Annotated in this window: 17 protein-coding genes; 11 read left to right on the forward strand and 6 right to left on the reverse strand. The window is 60.9% G+C overall.

Annotation, left to right across the window (positions count from 1 at the left end):
- The first annotated feature begins 20 nt into the window (after positions 1 to 20).
- The 3 genes from GIV26_RS06245 to GIV26_RS06255 are packed head-to-tail and all read left to right on the forward strand — an operon-like array spanning position 21 to position 2961.
- Entirely contained in the window at positions 21 to 1163 is a 1143-nt protein-coding gene (locus GIV26_RS06245) for an ABC transporter ATP-binding protein (protein WP_003195240.1), read from the forward strand.
- Positions 1160 to 2080 carry an ABC transporter permease subunit gene (locus tag GIV26_RS06250; RefSeq protein ID WP_003195238.1) on the forward strand — a complete coding sequence of 307 codons (921 nt, stop codon included), beginning with the start codon at positions 1160 to 1162 and terminating at the stop codon, positions 2078 to 2080. The genes GIV26_RS06245 and GIV26_RS06250 overlap by 4 nt, the downstream gene beginning before the upstream one ends.
- Positions 2077 to 2961: an ABC transporter permease subunit gene (locus GIV26_RS06255; protein WP_003195236.1), complete on the forward strand. Its 885-nt coding sequence runs from the start codon at positions 2077 to 2079 to the stop codon at positions 2959 to 2961. Before GIV26_RS06250 ends, GIV26_RS06255 begins: the two co-directional genes overlap by 4 nt.
- Positions 2962 to 3089: 128 nt before the next feature.
- On the opposite strand, the gene GIV26_RS06265 is transcribed toward GIV26_RS06255, so the two are convergent.
- Entirely contained in the window at positions 3090 to 3731 is a 642-nt protein-coding gene (locus GIV26_RS06265; protein ID WP_236279684.1) for an HD domain-containing protein, read from the reverse strand.
- A gap of 248 nt (positions 3732 to 3979) precedes the next feature.
- On the opposite strand from GIV26_RS06265, the gene GIV26_RS06270 reads away from it, so the two are divergent.
- Positions 3980 to 4945 (forward strand): GlxA family transcriptional regulator, encoded by a 966-nt coding sequence (locus GIV26_RS06270; protein WP_034128992.1) that lies wholly within the window; start codon positions 3980 to 3982, stop codon positions 4943 to 4945.
- Positions 4946 to 5073: 128 nt separating this feature from the next.
- Here the strand turns inward: GIV26_RS06270 and GIV26_RS06275 are convergent, their stop codons facing one another.
- Positions 5074 to 7428, reverse strand: coding sequence for a penicillin acylase family protein (locus GIV26_RS06275; RefSeq protein WP_089041497.1), 2355 nt, complete (start codon positions 7426 to 7428; stop codon positions 5074 to 5076).
- Positions 7429 to 7454: 26 nt separating this feature from the next.
- A complete protein-coding gene (locus GIV26_RS06280) occupies positions 7455 to 8030 on the reverse strand; it encodes a DUF6436 domain-containing protein (protein ID WP_032894642.1) in 576 nt (191 codons plus the stop codon).
- Between the two features lie 98 nt (positions 8031 to 8128).
- On the opposite strand from GIV26_RS06280, the gene GIV26_RS06285 reads away from it, so the two are divergent.
- The gene (locus GIV26_RS06285; RefSeq protein ID WP_106117742.1) at positions 8129 to 9070 is read left to right on the forward strand and encodes an alpha/beta hydrolase; all 942 of its coding nucleotides are present in this window, start codon (positions 8129 to 8131) and stop codon (positions 9068 to 9070) included.
- 86 nt (positions 9071 to 9156) lie between these two features.
- On the opposite strand, the gene GIV26_RS06290 is transcribed toward GIV26_RS06285, so the two are convergent.
- Positions 9157 to 9909 (reverse strand): DUF2059 domain-containing protein, encoded by a 753-nt coding sequence (locus GIV26_RS06290; RefSeq protein ID WP_236279685.1) that lies wholly within the window; start codon positions 9907 to 9909, stop codon positions 9157 to 9159.
- A gap of 131 nt (positions 9910 to 10040) precedes the next feature.
- Between GIV26_RS06290 and GIV26_RS06295 the strand changes: the two genes are divergently transcribed.
- Together GIV26_RS06295 and GIV26_RS06300 are read left to right on the forward strand one after the other, a co-directional pair.
- Entirely contained in the window at positions 10041 to 10673 is a 633-nt protein-coding gene (locus GIV26_RS06295; protein ID WP_003195222.1) for a 2OG-Fe(II) oxygenase, read from the forward strand.
- 2 nt (positions 10674 to 10675) lie between these two features.
- Positions 10676 to 11158 carry a DUF523 domain-containing protein gene (locus GIV26_RS06300; RefSeq protein WP_236279686.1) on the forward strand — a complete coding sequence of 161 codons (483 nt, stop codon included), beginning with the start codon at positions 10676 to 10678 and terminating at the stop codon, positions 11156 to 11158.
- Between the two features lie 108 nt (positions 11159 to 11266).
- Here GIV26_RS06300 and GIV26_RS06305 read toward each other — a convergent pair whose 3' ends face one another.
- Entirely contained in the window at positions 11267 to 11740 is a 474-nt protein-coding gene (locus GIV26_RS06305) for a transporter substrate-binding domain-containing protein (protein ID WP_020301833.1), read from the reverse strand.
- A 134-nt stretch (positions 11741 to 11874) separates the two neighbouring features.
- Between GIV26_RS06305 and GIV26_RS06310 the strand changes: the two genes are divergently transcribed.
- A complete protein-coding gene (locus GIV26_RS06310) occupies positions 11875 to 12315 on the forward strand; it encodes a DUF4399 domain-containing protein (RefSeq protein WP_034128985.1) in 441 nt (146 codons plus the stop codon).
- A gap of 135 nt (positions 12316 to 12450) precedes the next feature.
- On the opposite strand, the gene serA is transcribed toward GIV26_RS06310, so the two are convergent.
- The gene (serA, locus tag GIV26_RS06320) at positions 12451 to 13680 is read right to left on the reverse strand and encodes a phosphoglycerate dehydrogenase (protein WP_003195214.1); all 1230 of its coding nucleotides are present in this window, start codon (positions 13678 to 13680) and stop codon (positions 12451 to 12453) included.
- A 205-nt stretch (positions 13681 to 13885) separates the two neighbouring features.
- On the opposite strand from serA, the gene GIV26_RS06325 reads away from it, so the two are divergent.
- The 3 genes from GIV26_RS06325 (at position 13886) to GIV26_RS06335 (ending at position 17139) form a co-directional block, all read left to right on the forward strand.
- The gene (locus GIV26_RS06325; protein ID WP_005792341.1) at positions 13886 to 15280 is read left to right on the forward strand and encodes an FAD-binding oxidoreductase; all 1395 of its coding nucleotides are present in this window, start codon (positions 13886 to 13888) and stop codon (positions 15278 to 15280) included.
- 22 nt (positions 15281 to 15302) lie between these two features.
- Positions 15303 to 15968 (forward strand): fumarylacetoacetate hydrolase family protein, encoded by a 666-nt coding sequence (locus GIV26_RS06330; protein WP_236279687.1) that lies wholly within the window; start codon positions 15303 to 15305, stop codon positions 15966 to 15968.
- Between the two features lie 247 nt (positions 15969 to 16215).
- The gene (locus GIV26_RS06335; RefSeq protein ID WP_236279688.1) at positions 16216 to 17139 is read left to right on the forward strand and encodes an SdiA-regulated domain-containing protein; all 924 of its coding nucleotides are present in this window, start codon (positions 16216 to 16218) and stop codon (positions 17137 to 17139) included.
- The last annotated feature ends 88 nt before the right edge of the window (positions 17140 to 17227 follow it).

A 17227-nucleotide genomic window follows, 5' to 3' on the forward strand; every position in this document is an offset into this window, starting at 1 on the left:
TTTTTTTGGGAGTTTCGTAAATGGCAGTTGCCTCCGGCGCCTATAAGAAAGCCCTCGAGGGCGACCAGACACCGAAAAAGGTGTTGGTCAAAATCGACCGGGTCACGAAGAAGTTCGACGAGACGATTGCCGTGGACGATGTGTCCCTGGAAATCAAGAAAGGCGAGATCTTCGCCTTGCTCGGCGGTTCGGGTTCGGGCAAATCCACCTTGCTGCGCATGCTTGCAGGTTTCGAGCGCCCAACCGAAGGTCGCATCTACCTCGACGGTGTGGACATCACCGACATGCCGCCCTACGAGCGGCCGATCAACATGATGTTCCAGTCCTACGCCTTGTTCCCGCACATGACCGTGGCGCAGAACATCGCCTTCGGCTTGCAACAGGACAAGATCCCCAAGGCTGAAGTCGACGCACGCGTGGCCGAGATGCTCAAGCTGGTGCAGATGAGCCAGTACGCCAAGCGCAAGCCGCACCAATTGTCCGGCGGCCAGCGCCAGCGTGTGGCCTTGGCCCGCTCCTTGGCCAAGCGCCCGAAGCTGCTGCTGCTCGATGAGCCGATGGGCGCACTGGACAAGAAGCTGCGCTCGCAGATGCAACTTGAGTTGGTGGAGATCATCGAGCGCGTTGGGGTGACCTGCGTGATGGTGACCCACGACCAGGAAGAAGCCATGACCATGGCCGAACGCATCGCGATCATGCACCTGGGCTGGATCGCTCAGATCGGCAGCCCCATCGATATCTACGAAACTCCCACCAGCCGCCTGGTGTGCGAGTTCATTGGCAACGTCAACATTTTCGACACCCAAGTAGTGGACGACGCTGAAGGCCACGCGGTGCTCAAGTGCCCGGACCTGGACCGCGACATCTACGTGGGCTACGGCATCGCCACCTCGGTGGAAGACAAGTCGGTGACCTACGCGATTCGCCCGGAAAAGCTGCTGGTGACCACTGAAATGCCAACCTGCGAGCACAACTGGTCCAGCGGCAAGGTGCACGACATCGCCTACCTGGGCGGCCACTCGGTGTTCTACGTGGAGCTGCCGAGCGGCAAGCTGGTGCAGTCTTTCGTCGCCAACGCCGAACGCCGTGGCCAGCGCCCAACCTGGGGTGACCAGGTGTACGTGTGGTGGGAAGACGACAGCGGCGTGGTACTTCGCTCATGAACATGAAGAAATTCAAGCGGCGCTTGGATCGCATCGTGCCCAATGGCAAGCAGGTGGTCATCGGGATTCCCTTCCTCTGGCTGTTCCTGTTTTTCGCACTGCCGTTTTTCATCGTGCTGAAAATCAGCTTTGCCGAAGCCGATGTGGCGATCCCGCCCTATACCGAGATCTATACCTACGTTGAGCAAAAGCTGGAGGTGGTGCTGAACCTGGCCAACTACAGCTTGCTGGCGGGCGACGAGTTGTACATCGCCGCCTACCTGGGCTCGCTGAAGATGGCGTTTTTCAGCACGCTGCTGTGCCTGCTGATCGGCTACCCGATGGCCTACGCCATTGCCACCGCGCGCAAAGAGATGCAGACCGTTCTGGTGCTGCTGATCATGATGCCCACCTGGACCGCGATCCTGATCCGGGTGTATGCGTGGATGGGCATCCTCAGCAACAACGGCCTGCTCAATGGCTTCCTGATGTCCATGGGCTTGATCAACGAGCCGCTGCAGATCCTCAACACCAACATCGCGGTGTACATCGGCGTGGTCTATTCGTACCTGCCGTTCATGATCCTGCCGCTGTACGCCAACCTGGTTAAGCACGACCAGAGCCTGCTGGAAGCCGCCTCCGACCTGGGGTCGAGCACCTTCAACAGCTTCTGGAAAATCACCGTGCCGCTGTCCAAGAACGGCATCATCGCCGGTTGCATGCTGGTGTTTATCCCGGTGGTGGGCGAGTTCGTGATTCCTGAACTGCTCGGCGGCCCGGAAACCTTGATGATCGGTAAGGTGTTGTGGCAAGAGTTCTTCAACAACCGTGACTGGCCGGTGGCGTCTGCCCTGGCGGTGGTGATGCTGGCGATCCTGATCGTGCCGATCATCCTGTTCAACCGCAGCCAAGCCAAAGAGCTGGAGGGCAAGATATGAAGCGCTTTCGTTTCTCCAGCTTCATGCTGGTCGCAGGTTTGTTGTTCATCTACCTGCCGATGTTGATCCTGGTGATCTACTCGTTCAACGAATCCAAGCTGGTGACAGTGTGGGGCGGTTGGTCGATCAAGTGGTACGTGGGCCTGTTGGACAACACCCAGTTGATGGGCTCGGTGGCCCGCTCCCTGGAAATCGCCTGCTACACGGCGGTGGCGGCGGTGGCGTTGGGTACCCTGGCCGCCTTCGTGCTGACGCGCATCAGCCAGTTCAAGGGCCGCACGCTGTTCGGCGGCCTGGTCACGGCGCCGTTGGTGATGCCGGAAGTGATCACCGGCCTGTCGCTGTTGCTGCTGTTCGTGGCCATGGCGCAGATGATCGGCTGGCCCCAGGAGCGTGGCATCGTCACCATCTGGATCGCCCACACCACCTTCTGTGCGGCGTATGTGGCGGTGGTGGTGTCGGCGCGCTTGCGTGAGCTGGACCTGTCGATCGAAGAAGCGGCGATGGACCTGGGCGCGCGGCCGTGGAAGGTGTTCTTCCTGATCACCATCCCAATGATCGCGCCATCGCTGGCAGCGGGCGGCATGATGTCGTTCGCGCTATCGCTGGACGACCTGGTACTGGCCAGCTTCGTGTCGGGCCCTGGTTCCACCACCTTGCCGATGGAAGTGTTCTCGGCGGTGCGTCTGGGGGTTAAACCCGAGATCAACGCCGTGGCGAGCCTGATTCTGTTGGCGGTGTCGCTGGTGACCTTCCTGGTGTGGTTCTTCAGCCGTCGGGCCGAAGAGCATCGCAAGAAGGCTATTCAGCAAGCGATTGAAGAAGCCGCAGCGGATGGCTGGCAGCAGCCGGACAAGCGCCGGGCGCCAGCGCCGGTCTAACTGCCGACGCGATCCACTGTAGGAGCGAGCTTGCTCGCGAAGAACGTTAACGATGACGCTGGGTACCTGACACCCAGCGGCGCTCTCAGGTTTTTCGCGAGCAAGCTCGCTCCTACAGTGGGGTTTAGCTATGCAGCCCACGGCGACGTGCGGATCACCTGCACAAAATTCATCGGCTTGAACCCCGGCTCCTGGTCCACCAGCACGTCGGTCTTAACATTGCCAAACGTGGTCTGCGGGCGATGGCGCAAGCCGTCGGCGAACGCGCAGATAATGCACTCCTTAAACCCCTCACCCCGTGGATGCGCGTGCACCACCGCTTCGCGCTGCGCGCTGCTGAACGCGGCGTAGTCGATGCCCAGCACGTCCATCTCCACACCGGCGGTCACCAGCGCTACGGTGGGGCGCAGGTGTTGCGGCACACCCGGCGTGGTGTGCAGGGCGATGGACAGCCACACTTGTTCGATATCGTCATCGCTCAACCCATAGGGCTTGAGAAATGCGGCGGCGGCGTTGGCGCCGTCCACTTCAAAACGCTCGTCGTCACTGCGGTGGCCTTCCACCAGGCCCAGGTCATGGAACATCGCGCCGACGTAGAGCAACTCCGGGTTGTAGGCCAATTGCTTGCGCTCACCGCTCAAGGCGCCGAACAGGAAGACGCGGCGCGAATGGTGGTAGAGCAGGTCCGATTCGACGTCGCGGATGTATTCGGTGGTGGCCCTGGCCAAGGCGCTATCAGGGATCTGAATACCGGCTATGGTGATGTTCATGGTGGATCTCCTCTGGAAAGACTTCAGTCTGGTCCCATGACCCTGAAGCGGCTATTGCGACAGGGAGGCGATCCCGGCCAATGTGCCGCCACATCGTGCCAAGCATATAGGCGATCCCCTGTGGGAGCTGGCTTGCCTGCGATAGCATCACCTCGGTGTACCTGAGGTACCGAGCCGTCTGCATCGCAGGCAAGCCAGCTCCCACAAGGGGGTCGCGTTTATCCAGTTGGAAAAAGGTGTTTGTGACCATGGGCAAAACCGTCGCCATCCTGATCTTCCCCGGTGTCCAGTCGCTGGACGTGAGCGGGCCGATGGATGTGTTCTGCGAGGCCAACCGCTTCCTGGCGCCCGAGGATCACTATCGGCTGGAAGTACTCGGCTTTGGCCACGGCGCCATGGCGGCCTCCAACGGTTTGTCACTGCAGGCGCACAAGCACTACAGCGAAGCCCGGCAACCCTATGACCTGTTGCTGGTCGCCGGTGGCCCGCAGTTACCCTTCGAGGATTTCGGCTTCGAGTTTGACGCTTGGCTGCGCGCGGCCGCCGCGAAGGCGCAGCGCTTTGGCTCGATCTGCAATGGCGCCTTCATGCTGGCCCGCGCAGGTCTGCTGGACGGCAAGACCGTCACTACCCATTGGAACGATGCCGCCAGCCTGGCGCGCCTGTGTCCCTCGGCCCAGGTCGAAGCCGACCGTCTCTATGTGCAGGACGGCAAGCTCTACACCTCCGCTGGGGTCACGGCAGGTATCGACCTGTCGTTGTACTTGCTGGCCCAGGATCACGGCCCGGAAGTGGCCCTGAGCGTGGCCAAGCGCCTGGTGGTGTTCACCCAGCGCTCGGGCGGGCAATCGCAGTTCAGCCCGTTCCTCACGCCCCATGCCGAAACCACCTCGGCGGTGGCGCTGGTGCAGTTGTACGTGCTGGCCAACCTGACGGGAGACTTGACCATTGCCGACCTGGCCAAGGCGGCCAATATGAGTGCGCGTAATTTCTCCCGGGTGTTCGCCCGTGAAGCGCGGATTACGCCGGCGGAATTTGTCGAGAGGGCGCGGGTGGATGCGGCACGGGTGATGCTTGAAAGCAGCCACGCACCGCTTAAAACCGTGGCCTATCAATGCGGCTTTCGCGACGCCCAGCACATGCGCAGTGTGTTCAACCGCCGGCTGGGCGTCACGCCGCAACAGTTCAGGCTTAACTTTGCGGCGCCGGTTTGAGCGTGGGAACGATGCGTGATCGTTCCCACGCTCTGCGTGGTAACGCCTCTTGGGACACTCTGCGTCCCGCTTCTAAGGGCGGACGCGGAGCGTCCATGGCTGCATTCCCACGCGGAGCGTGGGAACGATCATCGGGCGGGTAGCAGTTTCAAGGTGCCGCGGGTATTGGCCGTCACTTCCTCCTCGCTGAAGTGCGCCTGCTCATACCTGCCCTCGATATAGCTCTGCGCCTGGTCGCCATAGTGCGTATCAAAGGGCACACCGCTTTGCCCCACCGGGTTGATGGTGAGTGCGTGGGCCGGGTCGGCGAAGTCGATCAGGCGCCGTGTCGACGGGCCGTAGGTCACAGGCCACGGCGCCGGGCCAATCGGGGCGGTCTGGTTGTTCGGCACTTCGTGGCTGCCCGGTGCCGGGAAGGGGCCGACGTTGAAGATTTTATCCAGCGGTTTTTGCAGGCCCAGCGGGTGGCCGTGGGTCAGGGTGTGCGCCTTGCCCCACTGCCACTGTGCCGGGTCATCGCCGAACGTAGCCTTGAGGTGGGCCAGGCTATTGTCCCAGGCGAGCTTGACGGTGTCGGCCCGATTGCCGTTCCACCAGGGCGAGTCTGCCGACGCGGCCAGGCGGGGCAATGCGGCGTCGATCACGCGGGTGCCGAGCAGGGTCTTGAACAAGGCATCGCCGAGTTTGGGGTGAAAGGTTGCGTCGCTGAGGTTGAACAGCAACTGGTTGAACAGCGTGGCATTGGTGGAGTCCAGCGGGTAGTCACCCTTCCAGTTGGCAAGCTGCTCCACCAGTTTGAGTTGCGCCGGGTCCTTGACCACCTCGCGCAGCACCGGCAACAGCGGTGCCAGCAGGCGTGGGCCGTAGGCGGTGGTGGTGCCCAGTTGCAGGGCCTGGCTGTTGGTCACATCCCACTTCACGCTTGTGTCGCTCAACTGCGCGTTCAACTGCTGGCCGCGGTCAGCCAAGTTGTAATAACCGGGGATCGGCATGCCGGTGGGCGATGCCGGCTGGGCATTGGCGGACACCACATAGCCGCGCGGCGGGTTTTCTTCCTGGGGGTTGGCACTGAAGGGGTAGAAACCCAGCTTGTCGGCCTGGGCAGTGCTACCGTCGAGGATGAACGCCGGGTTGACGCCGGCCGGGCGGATCGGCAACTGCGCTGCCGCCCACCAGCCGATATCGCCTTTGGCATTGGCCCACACGATGTTCAGGCCTGGCGCCGACACCTTAGCGGCTGCGGCACGTGCCTTGGCCAGGGTGTCGGCACGGTTGAGCTGATAGAAGCCATCGAGGATCGGGTTTTCACTGTCCAGGAACGCCCACCACATGGCAATCGGTGTGCTGCCGGCGTTCTCACCGAGCACGTCGTTGATGATCGGGCCGTGGGGCGAACGGCGCAGGGTGAGGGTTACCGGCGCCTGGCCCTTGACCTGGATCTGCTGCTCGCTGCTGCTCATGTCCACCCATTGGCCGTGATACCAAACCTGGTTGGGGTTGTCCGGGTTGACCTTCTCGGCGACCAGGTCGAGGTCGTCGTTCTGGAACATGGTCAGGCTCCAGCCGAAGTCCAGGTTGTGCCCCAGGAACGCCACCGGTACCAGCGCGTTGTGGTAGCCGTACAACTCGAAGCCTGGCGCCGACAGCTGCGCCTCGTACCAGACCGAAGGCACCGAGAAACGGATATGAGGGTCACCCGCCAGCAACGGTTTGCCGCTTTGGGTATGGCTGCCGCTGACGGCCCAGGCATTGCTGCCTTCGAACTGCGGCAGGCCGTTGTCGGCCAGGGCCTTTTCGCTCAGGGCGGCGATGGCGCCAAGCGTCTGCCAATCGCTGGCCGCCAGGTTGAGGGCGCCCTTGGGTTGCCAGTCGAGATCGAAGACGTTCAAGTAGGCGCTGCCCAGCCGGTCGCGCACGTAGGTCAGTACCGGCTCGGTACGAAAGGCTGCGGCAAAGCTGTAGGCCATGTACCCGGCGACGCTGATGCTGTCTTCGGCGGTAAACGGGCGCTTGGCGATGCCCAGCACATCGAATTCCATGGGGCTGGCGTGGCTGTCCTGATACTGGTTGATCCCGTCCAGGTAGGCTTGCAGGGCCTTGGACGAGGCTGAGCCAGGGTCCATGTGTTCCACATAGCTCAAGGCGCGCTCGCGAATGCGCAGGCTGCGAAACAGTTTGTCGGTCTCCAGCAGCTTGGGCCCCAGCACCTCGGCCAGTTCGCCACGGGCCAGGCGCCGCATGATCTCCATCTGGAACAGGCGGTCCTGGGCATGCACATAGCCCAGGGCGCGGTACAGGTCGGCTTCGTTTTCGGCGCGGATATGCGGTACGCCACGGTCATCGTAGCGCACCGTGACCGAGCCTTGCAGGTGCGCCAGCGTCACCGTGCCCTGGCGCGTAGGTTGTTTGCTGTAGACGTACCAACCGACGCCCAGGGCGACCAGCACAATCAGCACCGCAAAAACCTGCAAGACGCGCTTCATGAACATTCCTTACCAAAGTGGACGGACTACAGATCCTTAGGCCACGAACAATAGCAGCCTACCGCGAGGGTGTGAGTGGCATTCACTTCGCGTCCGGCTCCGAGGGCCTTGAGGATTGGCTCAATAAAACTGTTGCTGGCGTTGCACGTCAGGCCTTCGCTGTAGGGGCCGAAATACGCCAGCTTGCCGGTGCGGTCCCAAATGCCCACGGCCGGGCTGGCGGGGATCTGGTCCGCGCCGGGCAGGGCATCGAGGACTTTCAGGTGGCGCAGGTTCTCGGGCAACTGGCCGTGGCTGCCGGGTTTTTGCAGGGCATAGAACTCCACCCCTTGGGGCGCGTACTGCTCAATCAACTCGCCCAGGTGTTGCTGGTTACCGACATTGCACGGGCAGGCCGGGTCCCAGAAGTGCACCAGGCGAATCGGGCCAGGGCCGCTGAGAGCGGCGGGCAGTTGCAGCGCATCGCCGGAAAATACCGCGGTGTGTTCGCTGAAGGCGCGCAGGTAGCGGCCCTGGAACCAGTCATAGGCCGCCCACAGCACCCCGGCGCAGATAACCAGGATCAGGCTGGCGAACAGGGCGTTACGGTAGGGCGGTCGCATTGGATGTATCCTCGCAGGTCGCGTAGCTTGCCATGCTTGTCCTGACAGATGAATATCGCAGCTCGATATTCATCTTCACCGCAAGTCTGGAAGCCTTTATGCCCGTCACCTTTGACCCTGATCATCTGCGCGAAAGCTTGCGCCCCCTGGTGGATGCGCAGCCGCTGTCAGCCGAGGCGAGGGTTTACCAGCGTTTCTACGGGCTCGACCTGGCCGCACGCCAGGTGCCGGCGGTGAGCCGCCTGGGGCGCTTGCAGGTGGATGGGTTCGAGGTGGTGGCCCAGGTCTGGTGGCCGCCAGCGCCAGTGGCGACGATGTTCCTGTTCCACGGTTTCTACGATCACATGGGGCTGTATCGCCATGTGGTGGATTGGGCGTTGGACCAGGACTTCGTGGTGATCGCCTGCGACCTGCCTGGCCATGGCTTGTCCAGCGGCGCACGCGCCAGCATCGATGACTTTGCGGTGTACCAGAGCGTGGTGCAGGCCTTGTTCGTCGAGGCCAAGGCGTTGCAATTGCCGCAACCCTGGCACCTGTTCGGGCAAAGCACCGGCGGCGCCATCGTGGTGGACCATCTGCTCAACCACGGCGCCCAAAGCCCGGCCCAGGGCAAGACCTTCCTGCTGTCGCCGTTGGTGCGGCCGCGTGCCTGGGGTTGGTCGCAGGTCAGCTATTACCTGCTGCGCCCGTTCGTCAAAGGCATCGCCCGGCGTTTCAGCGATAACTCCAACGACCCTGCGTTCAAGCCGTTCCTGGAAGCCGACCCGCTGCAGCCTCGCCAATTGCCTACCGCCTGGGTGGGGTCGCTGGCGCGCTGGATCAAACGCATCGAAGCCGCACCACGCAGCCCCCGGCGCCCGGTGATCGTGCAGGGTGAGGAAGATATGACGGTGGACTGGCAGCACAATTTGCAGGTGTTGCGAGGTAAGTTCGACCGGCCTGAGGTGTTGATGCTCAAGCAGGGGCGGCATCACTTGGCCAATGAAATTCCGCAGATTCGCGAAGCATATTTTAACTTCCTCACGGATCACCTGAAATAACGCAGTCCAAATGTGGGAGCTGGCTTGCCTGCGATAGCGGTGTCACTGACACATCGCAATCGCAGGCAAGCCAGCTCCGACAGGGTTTACTGCGTCAGGCTTGAGGTGCTTTGACCAACGGCAAGCCCTGCGCGAATGGCTGCAAGGGCGGCCTGATAATACGCCTTGCCCTCCGGCGACTCGGCAAAGGTGGCGAACTCTTCCAGCTCCGGGTCGGACAAATCCCGATAGACATACAGCAGGGTATTGTTCAAATCCTTGTCGATCTGCTGCATCAACCGCTCGCGCTGGCTATTCAACATTCCTTGCGCCTGACCGCCGCCGAGCAGGCCTGGGATCATCTGGCTCAAGCTGTCGGCCGCCACGCCAGCAATCGCCAGGCTGACCTCGGCGCCGGCCTCGCGGGCGGGCAGGGCCTGGGCCAAGTGGCCGATGATCAGGCTGCGGGTGGCATCGGCTTCAAGTTTAGGCAGACCCTGGGCGTTTTTTGCCAGTTGGTCGCGGCGCGTGGCCAGCAACTCGGCGGCGACGATCTTGCGGCCCAGGGGCGATTGGAAAAACGCCAGGGCAGGTTTCGGGTCGGGCAAGTGCTTGCGCAATTGCGCCTCGGCACGCTGGTCCATGGCCTGGGCGGCAAAGCGTTTATTACTGTTGTCCACCAGCGCCTGGTACACCACCGGCGGCAGGCTATTGCGGTAGCGCTGCTGGGCGGCACTGAGGGCGTCATTGAAGTGCGCACGTTGTTCGGCCCAGCCGGCGACCTTGTACAACTGGTCATGGCCGTCTGCCCAGGCGGGCAAAACGCAGAACATCAACACAGAAAAAAACAAACGACGCATAAGGACTCCTGTCAGTCGGCCACTATTGTCCGTGTCGGGCGTAGGATTTGTCGAGAAGTCCTATCAGTCACCTGACTAAAGTGTATTCAGACGCTCAACGGCGCTGTCGGATTTTCAGGCGTATGGATACTATGCGCGCCATGCAAATACCCCTCGATCACCCGCTGCTGCAACGCATCGTCGACGACCTGGCCGAAAAAGGCTGGTCGCAGCAAAATGGCTTCCTGCCCCAGGCTCTGACCCTGGAGCTGGCGGCTGAGTGCCGTAAACGTGCGGCGCAAGGTGAACTGGCGCCCGCAGCAGTAGGTCGTGGGCCGGCCCAGGAGATTCGCGAGGGCATTCGCGGTGACCATATCCAGTGGTTGGAGGAGGGGGACGCGCCTATCTGCGATACCTACATGGGTGTGATGGACGGCCTGCGCCTGGCGATGAATCGCAGCCTGTTCCTGGGCCTGGAAGATTTCGAAAGCCACTTCGCGATGTATCCGCCGGGCGCGTTTTACCTCAAGCATGTAGACCGTTTTCGCGACGATGACCGGCGCATGGTCTCGGCGGTGATCTACTTGAACGACGCCTGGCTGCCCGAGCATGGCGGCCAACTGCGCATGTACCTCAAGGGCGGTGTCGAATACGACGTGGTGCCCACCGGGGGTTGCCTGGTGGTATTCCTGTCGGGCGAGGTGCCTCACGAAGTCCTGCCCGCTACGCGCGAACGCCTGTCCTTGACGGGCTGGTTTCGCCGGCGGGGCAACGAGCCGTTTTAAACATGGAAAAGATTCTGGTCAGCCGCTGCCTGCTCGGGCACAAGGTGCGCTATGACGGCGGGGCCAGCGGCCCATTCGACCAACTGGCGGTGTGGCAAGCTGAAGGCCGCGTGGTTGCCATCTGCCCGGAAGTGGCGGGCGGCTTGCCCACACCGCGGCCCTCGGCCGAAATCCCAGGCGGGCAGGGCATCGACGTGTGGGAAGGCCGCGCCCAGGTGCTGACGGCCGAGGGCGAAGACTTCACCAGCGCCTTTCTCGACGGTGCCCGCCAAGCCTTGGCGCTGGTGCAACGCCATCACATCCGCATCGCCATTCTCAAGGCCAACAGCCCATCCTGCGGCAATCTGTTGACCTATGACGGCACCTTCAGCGGGGTGAAGGTCAGTGGCGAAGGCGTCACGGCGGCGCTGCTCAAGCGCCATGGTGTGCAGGTGTTCAGTGAGCTGGAGTTGCCACAGGCGGCGATTGCCCTCACGCAGCTTTAAGAAGCTTAAACAGATCAAGTGTGGGAGCTGGCTTGCCTGCGATAGCGGTCTGTCAGTTACACATAAGGTGCTGATACACCGCTATCGCAGGCAAGCCAGCTCCCACATTTATTGCGCCTTGAGCCATTTCTGCGACAGCGCCTTCAACCGGCCATCGTCCTTAACCCGCTTCAACGCCCCGTTCAAACTGGTCTTGAACGCCGGGTTGCCCTTCTGGAAGGGGATCGCCAATGCCGGCTTCTGGTGATAAGGCTCACTGAAATCGAAACGATCCTCAAGCTCGGCAGTCATAGCCATATGGTTAATGGCCACGTCGTACTTGCCGGTTTCCACACCGGAAAGCAGGTCCGCGTTATCGGTGGTGATAAACGAGGAGCGCACCTCCATTTCCTTGGCCAGCAGTTCACCCAGCTCCACTTCAAAGCCGGCGAGTTTGTCGCCCTCTTTGAAATTGTACGGCGGGGTATTGGCTTCCAGGGCGATGCGCAGTTCACCGCGATCGTTGACGTCGTCAATCAGTTCGGCATGAGCCAAGGGGCTCAGAAGAGGAAGCAACAGCAACAGGCCAGGCGAAAAGCGCATGGTCACTCCTAAAGAATTCGTACAGGCGAGGCGCCGTTCAGCAACGTTTTGTTATGGTGTCGGGTGCCTTGGACCGCAATTTATCGCGAAGTTGTCATAACCCTACAGATTTCACAGAAAAACTGGAGAAGCGAATGAAAGCCCTTTTGTCCCGTGCAACGATTGCCAGCCTTTTGCTGGGTACCTCGATGTTGGCCAGTGCCGCAGACCTTCCTCGTACGCCTGCGCCTGAAGGTGCCGAAGTGTTCATCGTCTCGCCGAAAGATGGCGCCACCGTTGATAAAACCTTCACCGTCAAATTCGGCGTCAAGAAGCTGGACCTGGAACCGATCGACAAGCAAGTGCCTAACGCCGGGCACCACCACCTGTTGGTAGACCAGAAGGTGGAGTCGCTCAACGCCAATGAGGCGATCCCGGCCACGCCTACCTCGATTCACTTCGGCAAGGCGCAGACCGAAACCGAGCTGACCCTGACGCCAGGCAAGCACACCCTGCAACTGGTGGCCGGCGACAACGTACATCGCCAGTTCGAGCCCACTGTTGCATCGAAAGTGATCACTGTTAACGTCAAATAAAAAAACGGGAGCCCGTTGCGGGGCTCCCGTTTTTATTTGTAGGAGCGAGCTTGCTCGCGAAAATACCAAGGGCACCGCGTTTAAACAGCTTAAACGCGTCATCGTTGACGTTCTTCGCGAGCAAGCTCGCTCCTACTAGAACAACACGCGGCTACGAATAGTGCCGTTGATGTGCTGCAGCTTCTCTTGCGCCAGGTCCGAGTACTCGGCGTCGACGTCGATCACCACGTAGCCGACCTTCTCGTTGGTCTGCAGGAACTGACCGGAGATGTTGATGCCGTTTTCCGCGAAGACCTTGTTGATCTCCATCATCACGCCAGGGATGTTCTGGTGGATGTGCAGCAGACGGTGCTTGCCCGGGTGAGCCGGCAGGGCCACTTCCGGGAAGTTGACCGACGATACCGAGGTACCGTTGTCGCTGTACTTGACCAGTTTTTCCGAGACTTCCAGGCCGATGTTGGCTTGGGCTTCAGCGGTGGAGCCGCCGATGTGCGGGGTCAGGATCACGTTGTCCAGGCCACGCAGCGGGCTTTCGAAGATGTCATCGTTGGAGCGTGGCTCCACCGGGAACACGTCGATGGCAGCGCCGATCAGGTGCTTGTCCTTGATCGCGTCGGCCAGGGCATCCAGCTCGACCACGGTGCCGCGAGCGGCGTTGATCAGAATCCCGCCTTTCTTGATCGCGCGGATTTCCTTCTCACCGATCATCCACTGGGTCTCGGCCGTTTCCGGAACGTGCAGGGTGACGATGTCGGACATGCCCAGCAGCTCGGTCAGGCTGGCCACTTGGGTGGCGTTGCCCAATGGCAGCTTGGTCAGGGTGTCGTAGAAGAACACCTGCATACCCAGGCCTTCAGCCAACACCGACAGTTGCGTGCCGATCGAGCCGTAGCCGACGATGCCCAGCTTCTTGCCGCGGATTTCGAAGGAGTTGGCCGCGCTCTTGATCCAGCCGCCACGGTGGCAGGAAGCGTTCTTCTCAGGGATACCGCGCAGCAGCAGGATGGCCTCGGCCAGCACCAGCTCCGCTACGGAACGGGTGTTGGAGTACGGTGCATTGAACACCGCGATGCCGCGCTCGCGCGCTGCATTGAGGTCGACCTGGTTGGTGCCGATGCAGAAACAGCCGACAGCCACGAGTTTCTTGGCGTGGTCGAAGATCTCTTCGGTCAGCTGAGTGCGGGAGCGAATGCCGATAAAGTGCGCGTCGGCGATCTTTTCCTTGAGCTGGGCTTCCGGCAGAGAACTGGTGATGTACTCAATGCTGGTGTACCCGGCGGCTTTCAGAACGTCGACAGCCGATGGGTGGACGCCTTCCAGAAGAAGGAACTTGATCTTGCTCTTATCGAGAGAAGTCTTGCTCATCTGCGTAAACCTGTATCCCGGAGAAAATTGGCAGGGAGTCGAGCAGCGCAAGCTGACCCGGACGGCAGGAAAGCCGTCACCGCAGAAACGCCCTTTGGGTCTGTCCTGCGGGGGCGGTATGCTAGCATACGCACCCCGCTAAACACCTATTCCTGCGACGTGAAGCGTTCTCAGGATGACCATGAATTGTTCGAGAGTTCTGTCGATGACCCATCCTGCCCTGATTGATGAGCTAAAGACCCTGGTTGAGCCCGGCAAAGTGCTGACTGACGCCGACTCCCTGGAGGCTTACGGCAAGGATTGGACCAAGCACTTCGCTCCCGCACCTAGCGCCATCGTGTTCCCCAAGACCACCGAGCAGGTGCAGGCCATCGTGCGTTGGGCCAATGAGCACAAGGTTGCGCTGGTGCCATCGGGCGGGCGCACGGGCTTGTCGGCTGCTGCCGTTGCCGCCAACGGCGAAGTGGTGGTGTCGTTCGACTATATGAACCAGATCCTCGACGTGAACCTCACCGACCGCACCGCCGTGTGCCAGCCGGGTGTGGTCACCAAGCAACTGCAGAACGTCGCAGAAGAAAACGGCCTGTATTATCCGGTGGACTTCGCCTCGTCCGGTTCCAGTCAGATTGGCGGCAATATCGGCACCAATGCCGGCGGGATCAAAGTGATTCGCTACGGTATGACCCGCAACTGGGTGGCCGGCATGAAGGTCGTCACTGGCAAAGGCGATGTGCTGGAGCTGAACCGCGACCTGATCAAGAACGCCACCGGCTACGACATGCGCCAGCTGTTTATCGGCGCTGAGGGCACCCTGGGCTTTGTGGTCGAAGCCACCATGCGCCTGGACCGTGCGCCAAAGAACCTCACGGCGATGGTGCTCGGCACGACTGATTTCGACTCTATCATGCCGGTGCTGCACGCCTTCCAGAGCAAGCTGGACCTGACCGCCTTCGAATTCTTCTCGGACAAGGCCCTGGCCAAAGTCCTTGGCCGTGGCGACGTGCCGGCGCCGTTCGAAACCGAGTGCCCGTTCTACGCGTTGCTGGAATTTGAAGCCACCACCGAAGAAGTCGCCAACCACGCTCTGGAAACTTTCGAACATTGCGTGGAGCAGGGCTGGGTGCTGGATGGCGTGATGAGCCAGAGCGAAACCCAACTGCACAACCTGTGGAAACTGCGCGAGTACATCTCCGAAACCATTTCCCACTGGACGCCGTACAAGAACGACATCTCGGTGACCGTGTCGAAAGTGCCGGCGTTCCTGAGCGAAATTGACGCGATCGTCGGTGAACACTACCCGGACTTCGAAATCGTCTGGTTCGGCCATATCGGTGACGGCAACCTGCACCTGAACATCCTCAAGCCGGAAAACCTGAGCAAAGACGAGTTCTTTGCCAAGTGCGCCACCGTTAACAAGTGGGTATTCGAGACCGTCGCCAAGTACAACGGCTCGATCTCCGCCGAGCACGGCGTGGGCATGACCAAGCGCGATTACCTGACCTACAGCCGTTCACCGGTTGAAATCGAATACATGAAGGCCGTCAAAGCCGTGTTCGACCCTAACGGGATCATGAACCCCGGCAAGATCTTCGCTGTTTAATCGCACCTGAAGGAGTCGTTCCATGAGCTACCAGCACAAGTATGTCGACGGCACCAACATCCACTTCCCGGTGGGTAAAGTGGTGTGCATCGGGCGTAACTACGCCGAACACGCCAAGGAACTGGACAACCCGGTGCCCACCGAGCCGCTGCTGTTCATCAAGCCGGGCAGTTGCGTGGTGCCGTTGGAAGGCGGCTTTGCCATTCCGACCGAACGCGGTTCGGTGCACTACGAAGCGGAAATCGCCGTGTTGATCGGCAAGCCTTTGTCCGCCAAGCCGAGCCGGGAAGAAGTGCTGGACGCCATCTCGGGCTTCGCCCCGGCCCTGGACCTGACCCTGCGCGACAAACAGGCCGAGCTCAAAGCCAAGGGCCTGCCGTGGGAAATCGCCAAGTCGTTCGATGGCGCGGCGGTGATTGCCCCCTTCGTGGTCAGCAGTACCTTTGCAGACGTGACCGATATCGGCATTCGCCTGAGCATCAACGGTGAAGTGCGCCAGGACGGCAACAGCGCGCAGATGCTCAACCCGATTGTGCCGATGATTCAGTACATGGCGGGTTGCTTCTCCCTGCAAGCGGGCGACGTGATCCTGACCGGCACCCCGGCGGGCGTTGGCCCGTTGAATGTGGGGGATGAAGTGGTGTTGGAGCTGGCGGGTGTCAATCGCTCCGAAAGCGTTGTGCGCTAAATCACTGCCAAACTGCAATTAAACTGTGGGAGCGGGCTTGCTCGCGATGGCGGTGTGACAGTCACTGAATAGTTGACTGAACGCCCTCAATCGCGGGCAAGCCCGCTCCCACAGTTGTTTGTGTACATCTGCAGGATCCGGCGTTTTGCATTTTTTTCACACGCCATCCGGATAATTCCCTGCTCTTGCGCGCGGGGCCTTGAATCCTGTGCTATCCCCTACGGCTCACTTTCCGGAAAAGCGCTCAATGGTCGTGCCTCTGCCCACTTCGAGAACCTCGCTCCGCTCCCGCTTGTCCATGCGCTGGTATTCCTGGGTGTTCTTGGCCGGTGCCATTTTGTATGGCGTGGCCTGGGCCATGCACTGGGACGATCGCGGTCTGCTGTGGGTGCTGGAGCGTTTCGAGAGTTCGGCTGAGCGCCGGGAGAGTGTGTGGCTGCCCGACTATCACGCGGTGATCGACGCCAAGTTGCTGCCCGGTATGGAGAAGGATGAGGCTTCGGACCTGTCCTACAATCCTCAGACCAAAACCCTGTTTTCGGTGATGGGCAAGAACCCCTTCCTGGTCGAGTTGAGCCTGCAAGGCGATGTGTTGCGCAAAATGCCGCTCAACGGTTGGAACAATCCGGAAGGCGTGGCGGTGATGGAAAACGGCTTGATGGCGGTGGTCGATGAGCGCGATCACAGCCTGACCGTGGTCAAGGTCGACGCCGGCACTACGGCGCTGAACAAGGCCGATTTCCCCAGCCATGACCTGGGCCCGTCCAAAGATCAGAACAAAGCCTTTGAAGCCGTCACATGGGACAAGCGCAACCAGCAGCTGGTGCTGGGCGAAGAGCGTCCGCCGGCCTTGTTTACCTGGAAAAGCGATGGCAATACGCTGACCGGCGACAAGCAAAAACTGGCCAGCACCGAACTGGATGTGCGCAACCTGTCGGCCCTGTCCATCGACCCACGTACCGGGCATTTGCTGGTGCTGTCGGCCGATTCCCACCTGCTGCTGGAACTGGATGAAACGGGCGAGCAAGTCAGCTTCATGACCTTGCTTGGCGGCTTCAATGGCCTGAAAGACACGATCCCACGTGCCGAAGGCGTGACCATGGACGAGAGCGGCAATCTGTACATGGTCAGTGAGCCAAACCTGTTCTATCGCTTTGAAAAGCAGAAATAACTGACGAATTACGTCAGAGTTTTCTTTATAAACGGCATTCGCCAGGCAGTCCGGTGCGTTTAAGTTTAAATTCAGGTGACCTTGATAT

This window comes from Pseudomonas sp. PA-1-3F (genome assembly GCF_021609665.1).
GTDB classification, from domain to species: Bacteria; Pseudomonadota; Gammaproteobacteria; order Pseudomonadales; family Pseudomonadaceae; genus Aquipseudomonas; species Aquipseudomonas paracarnis.

Excerpts from the sequence above, each read along its gene's own strand:
- GIV26_RS06250 (WP_003195238.1), top strand. The coding sequence starts at position 1,160 with ATGAACATGAAGAAATTCAAGCGGCGCTTGGATCGCATCGTGCCCAAT.
- GIV26_RS06295 (WP_003195222.1), top strand. The coding sequence starts at position 10,041 with ATGCGCGCCATGCAAATACCCCTCGATCACCCGCTGCTGCAACGCATC.
- GIV26_RS06275 (WP_089041497.1), bottom strand. The coding sequence starts at position 7,428 with ATGAAGCGCGTCTTGCAGGTTTTTGCGGTGCTGATTGTGCTGGTCGCC.
- GIV26_RS06245 (WP_003195240.1), top strand. The coding sequence starts at position 21 with ATGGCAGTTGCCTCCGGCGCCTATAAGAAAGCCCTCGAGGGCGACCAG.
- GIV26_RS06270 (WP_034128992.1), top strand. The coding sequence starts at position 3,980 with ATGGGCAAAACCGTCGCCATCCTGATCTTCCCCGGTGTCCAGTCGCTG.
- GIV26_RS06300 (WP_236279686.1), top strand. The coding sequence starts at position 10,676 with ATGGAAAAGATTCTGGTCAGCCGCTGCCTGCTCGGGCACAAGGTGCGC.
- GIV26_RS06255 (WP_003195236.1), top strand. The coding sequence starts at position 2,077 with ATGAAGCGCTTTCGTTTCTCCAGCTTCATGCTGGTCGCAGGTTTGTTG.
- GIV26_RS06335 (WP_236279688.1), top strand. The coding sequence starts at position 16,216 with ATGGTCGTGCCTCTGCCCACTTCGAGAACCTCGCTCCGCTCCCGCTTG.
- GIV26_RS06290 (WP_236279685.1), bottom strand. The coding sequence starts at position 9,909 with ATGCGTCGTTTGTTTTTTTCTGTGTTGATGTTCTGCGTTTTGCCCGCC.
- GIV26_RS06325 (WP_005792341.1), top strand. The coding sequence starts at position 13,886 with ATGACCCATCCTGCCCTGATTGATGAGCTAAAGACCCTGGTTGAGCCC.
- GIV26_RS06330 (WP_236279687.1), top strand. The coding sequence starts at position 15,303 with ATGAGCTACCAGCACAAGTATGTCGACGGCACCAACATCCACTTCCCG.
- GIV26_RS06305 (WP_020301833.1), bottom strand. The coding sequence starts at position 11,740 with ATGCGCTTTTCGCCTGGCCTGTTGCTGTTGCTTCCTCTTCTGAGCCCC.
- GIV26_RS06280 (WP_032894642.1), bottom strand. The coding sequence starts at position 8,030 with ATGCGACCGCCCTACCGTAACGCCCTGTTCGCCAGCCTGATCCTGGTT.
- serA (WP_003195214.1), bottom strand. The coding sequence starts at position 13,680 with ATGAGCAAGACTTCTCTCGATAAGAGCAAGATCAAGTTCCTTCTTCTG.
- GIV26_RS06265 (WP_236279684.1), bottom strand. The coding sequence starts at position 3,731 with ATGAACATCACCATAGCCGGTATTCAGATCCCTGATAGCGCCTTGGCC.
- GIV26_RS06310 (WP_034128985.1), top strand. The coding sequence starts at position 11,875 with ATGAAAGCCCTTTTGTCCCGTGCAACGATTGCCAGCCTTTTGCTGGGT.
- GIV26_RS06285 (WP_106117742.1), top strand. The coding sequence starts at position 8,129 with ATGCCCGTCACCTTTGACCCTGATCATCTGCGCGAAAGCTTGCGCCCC.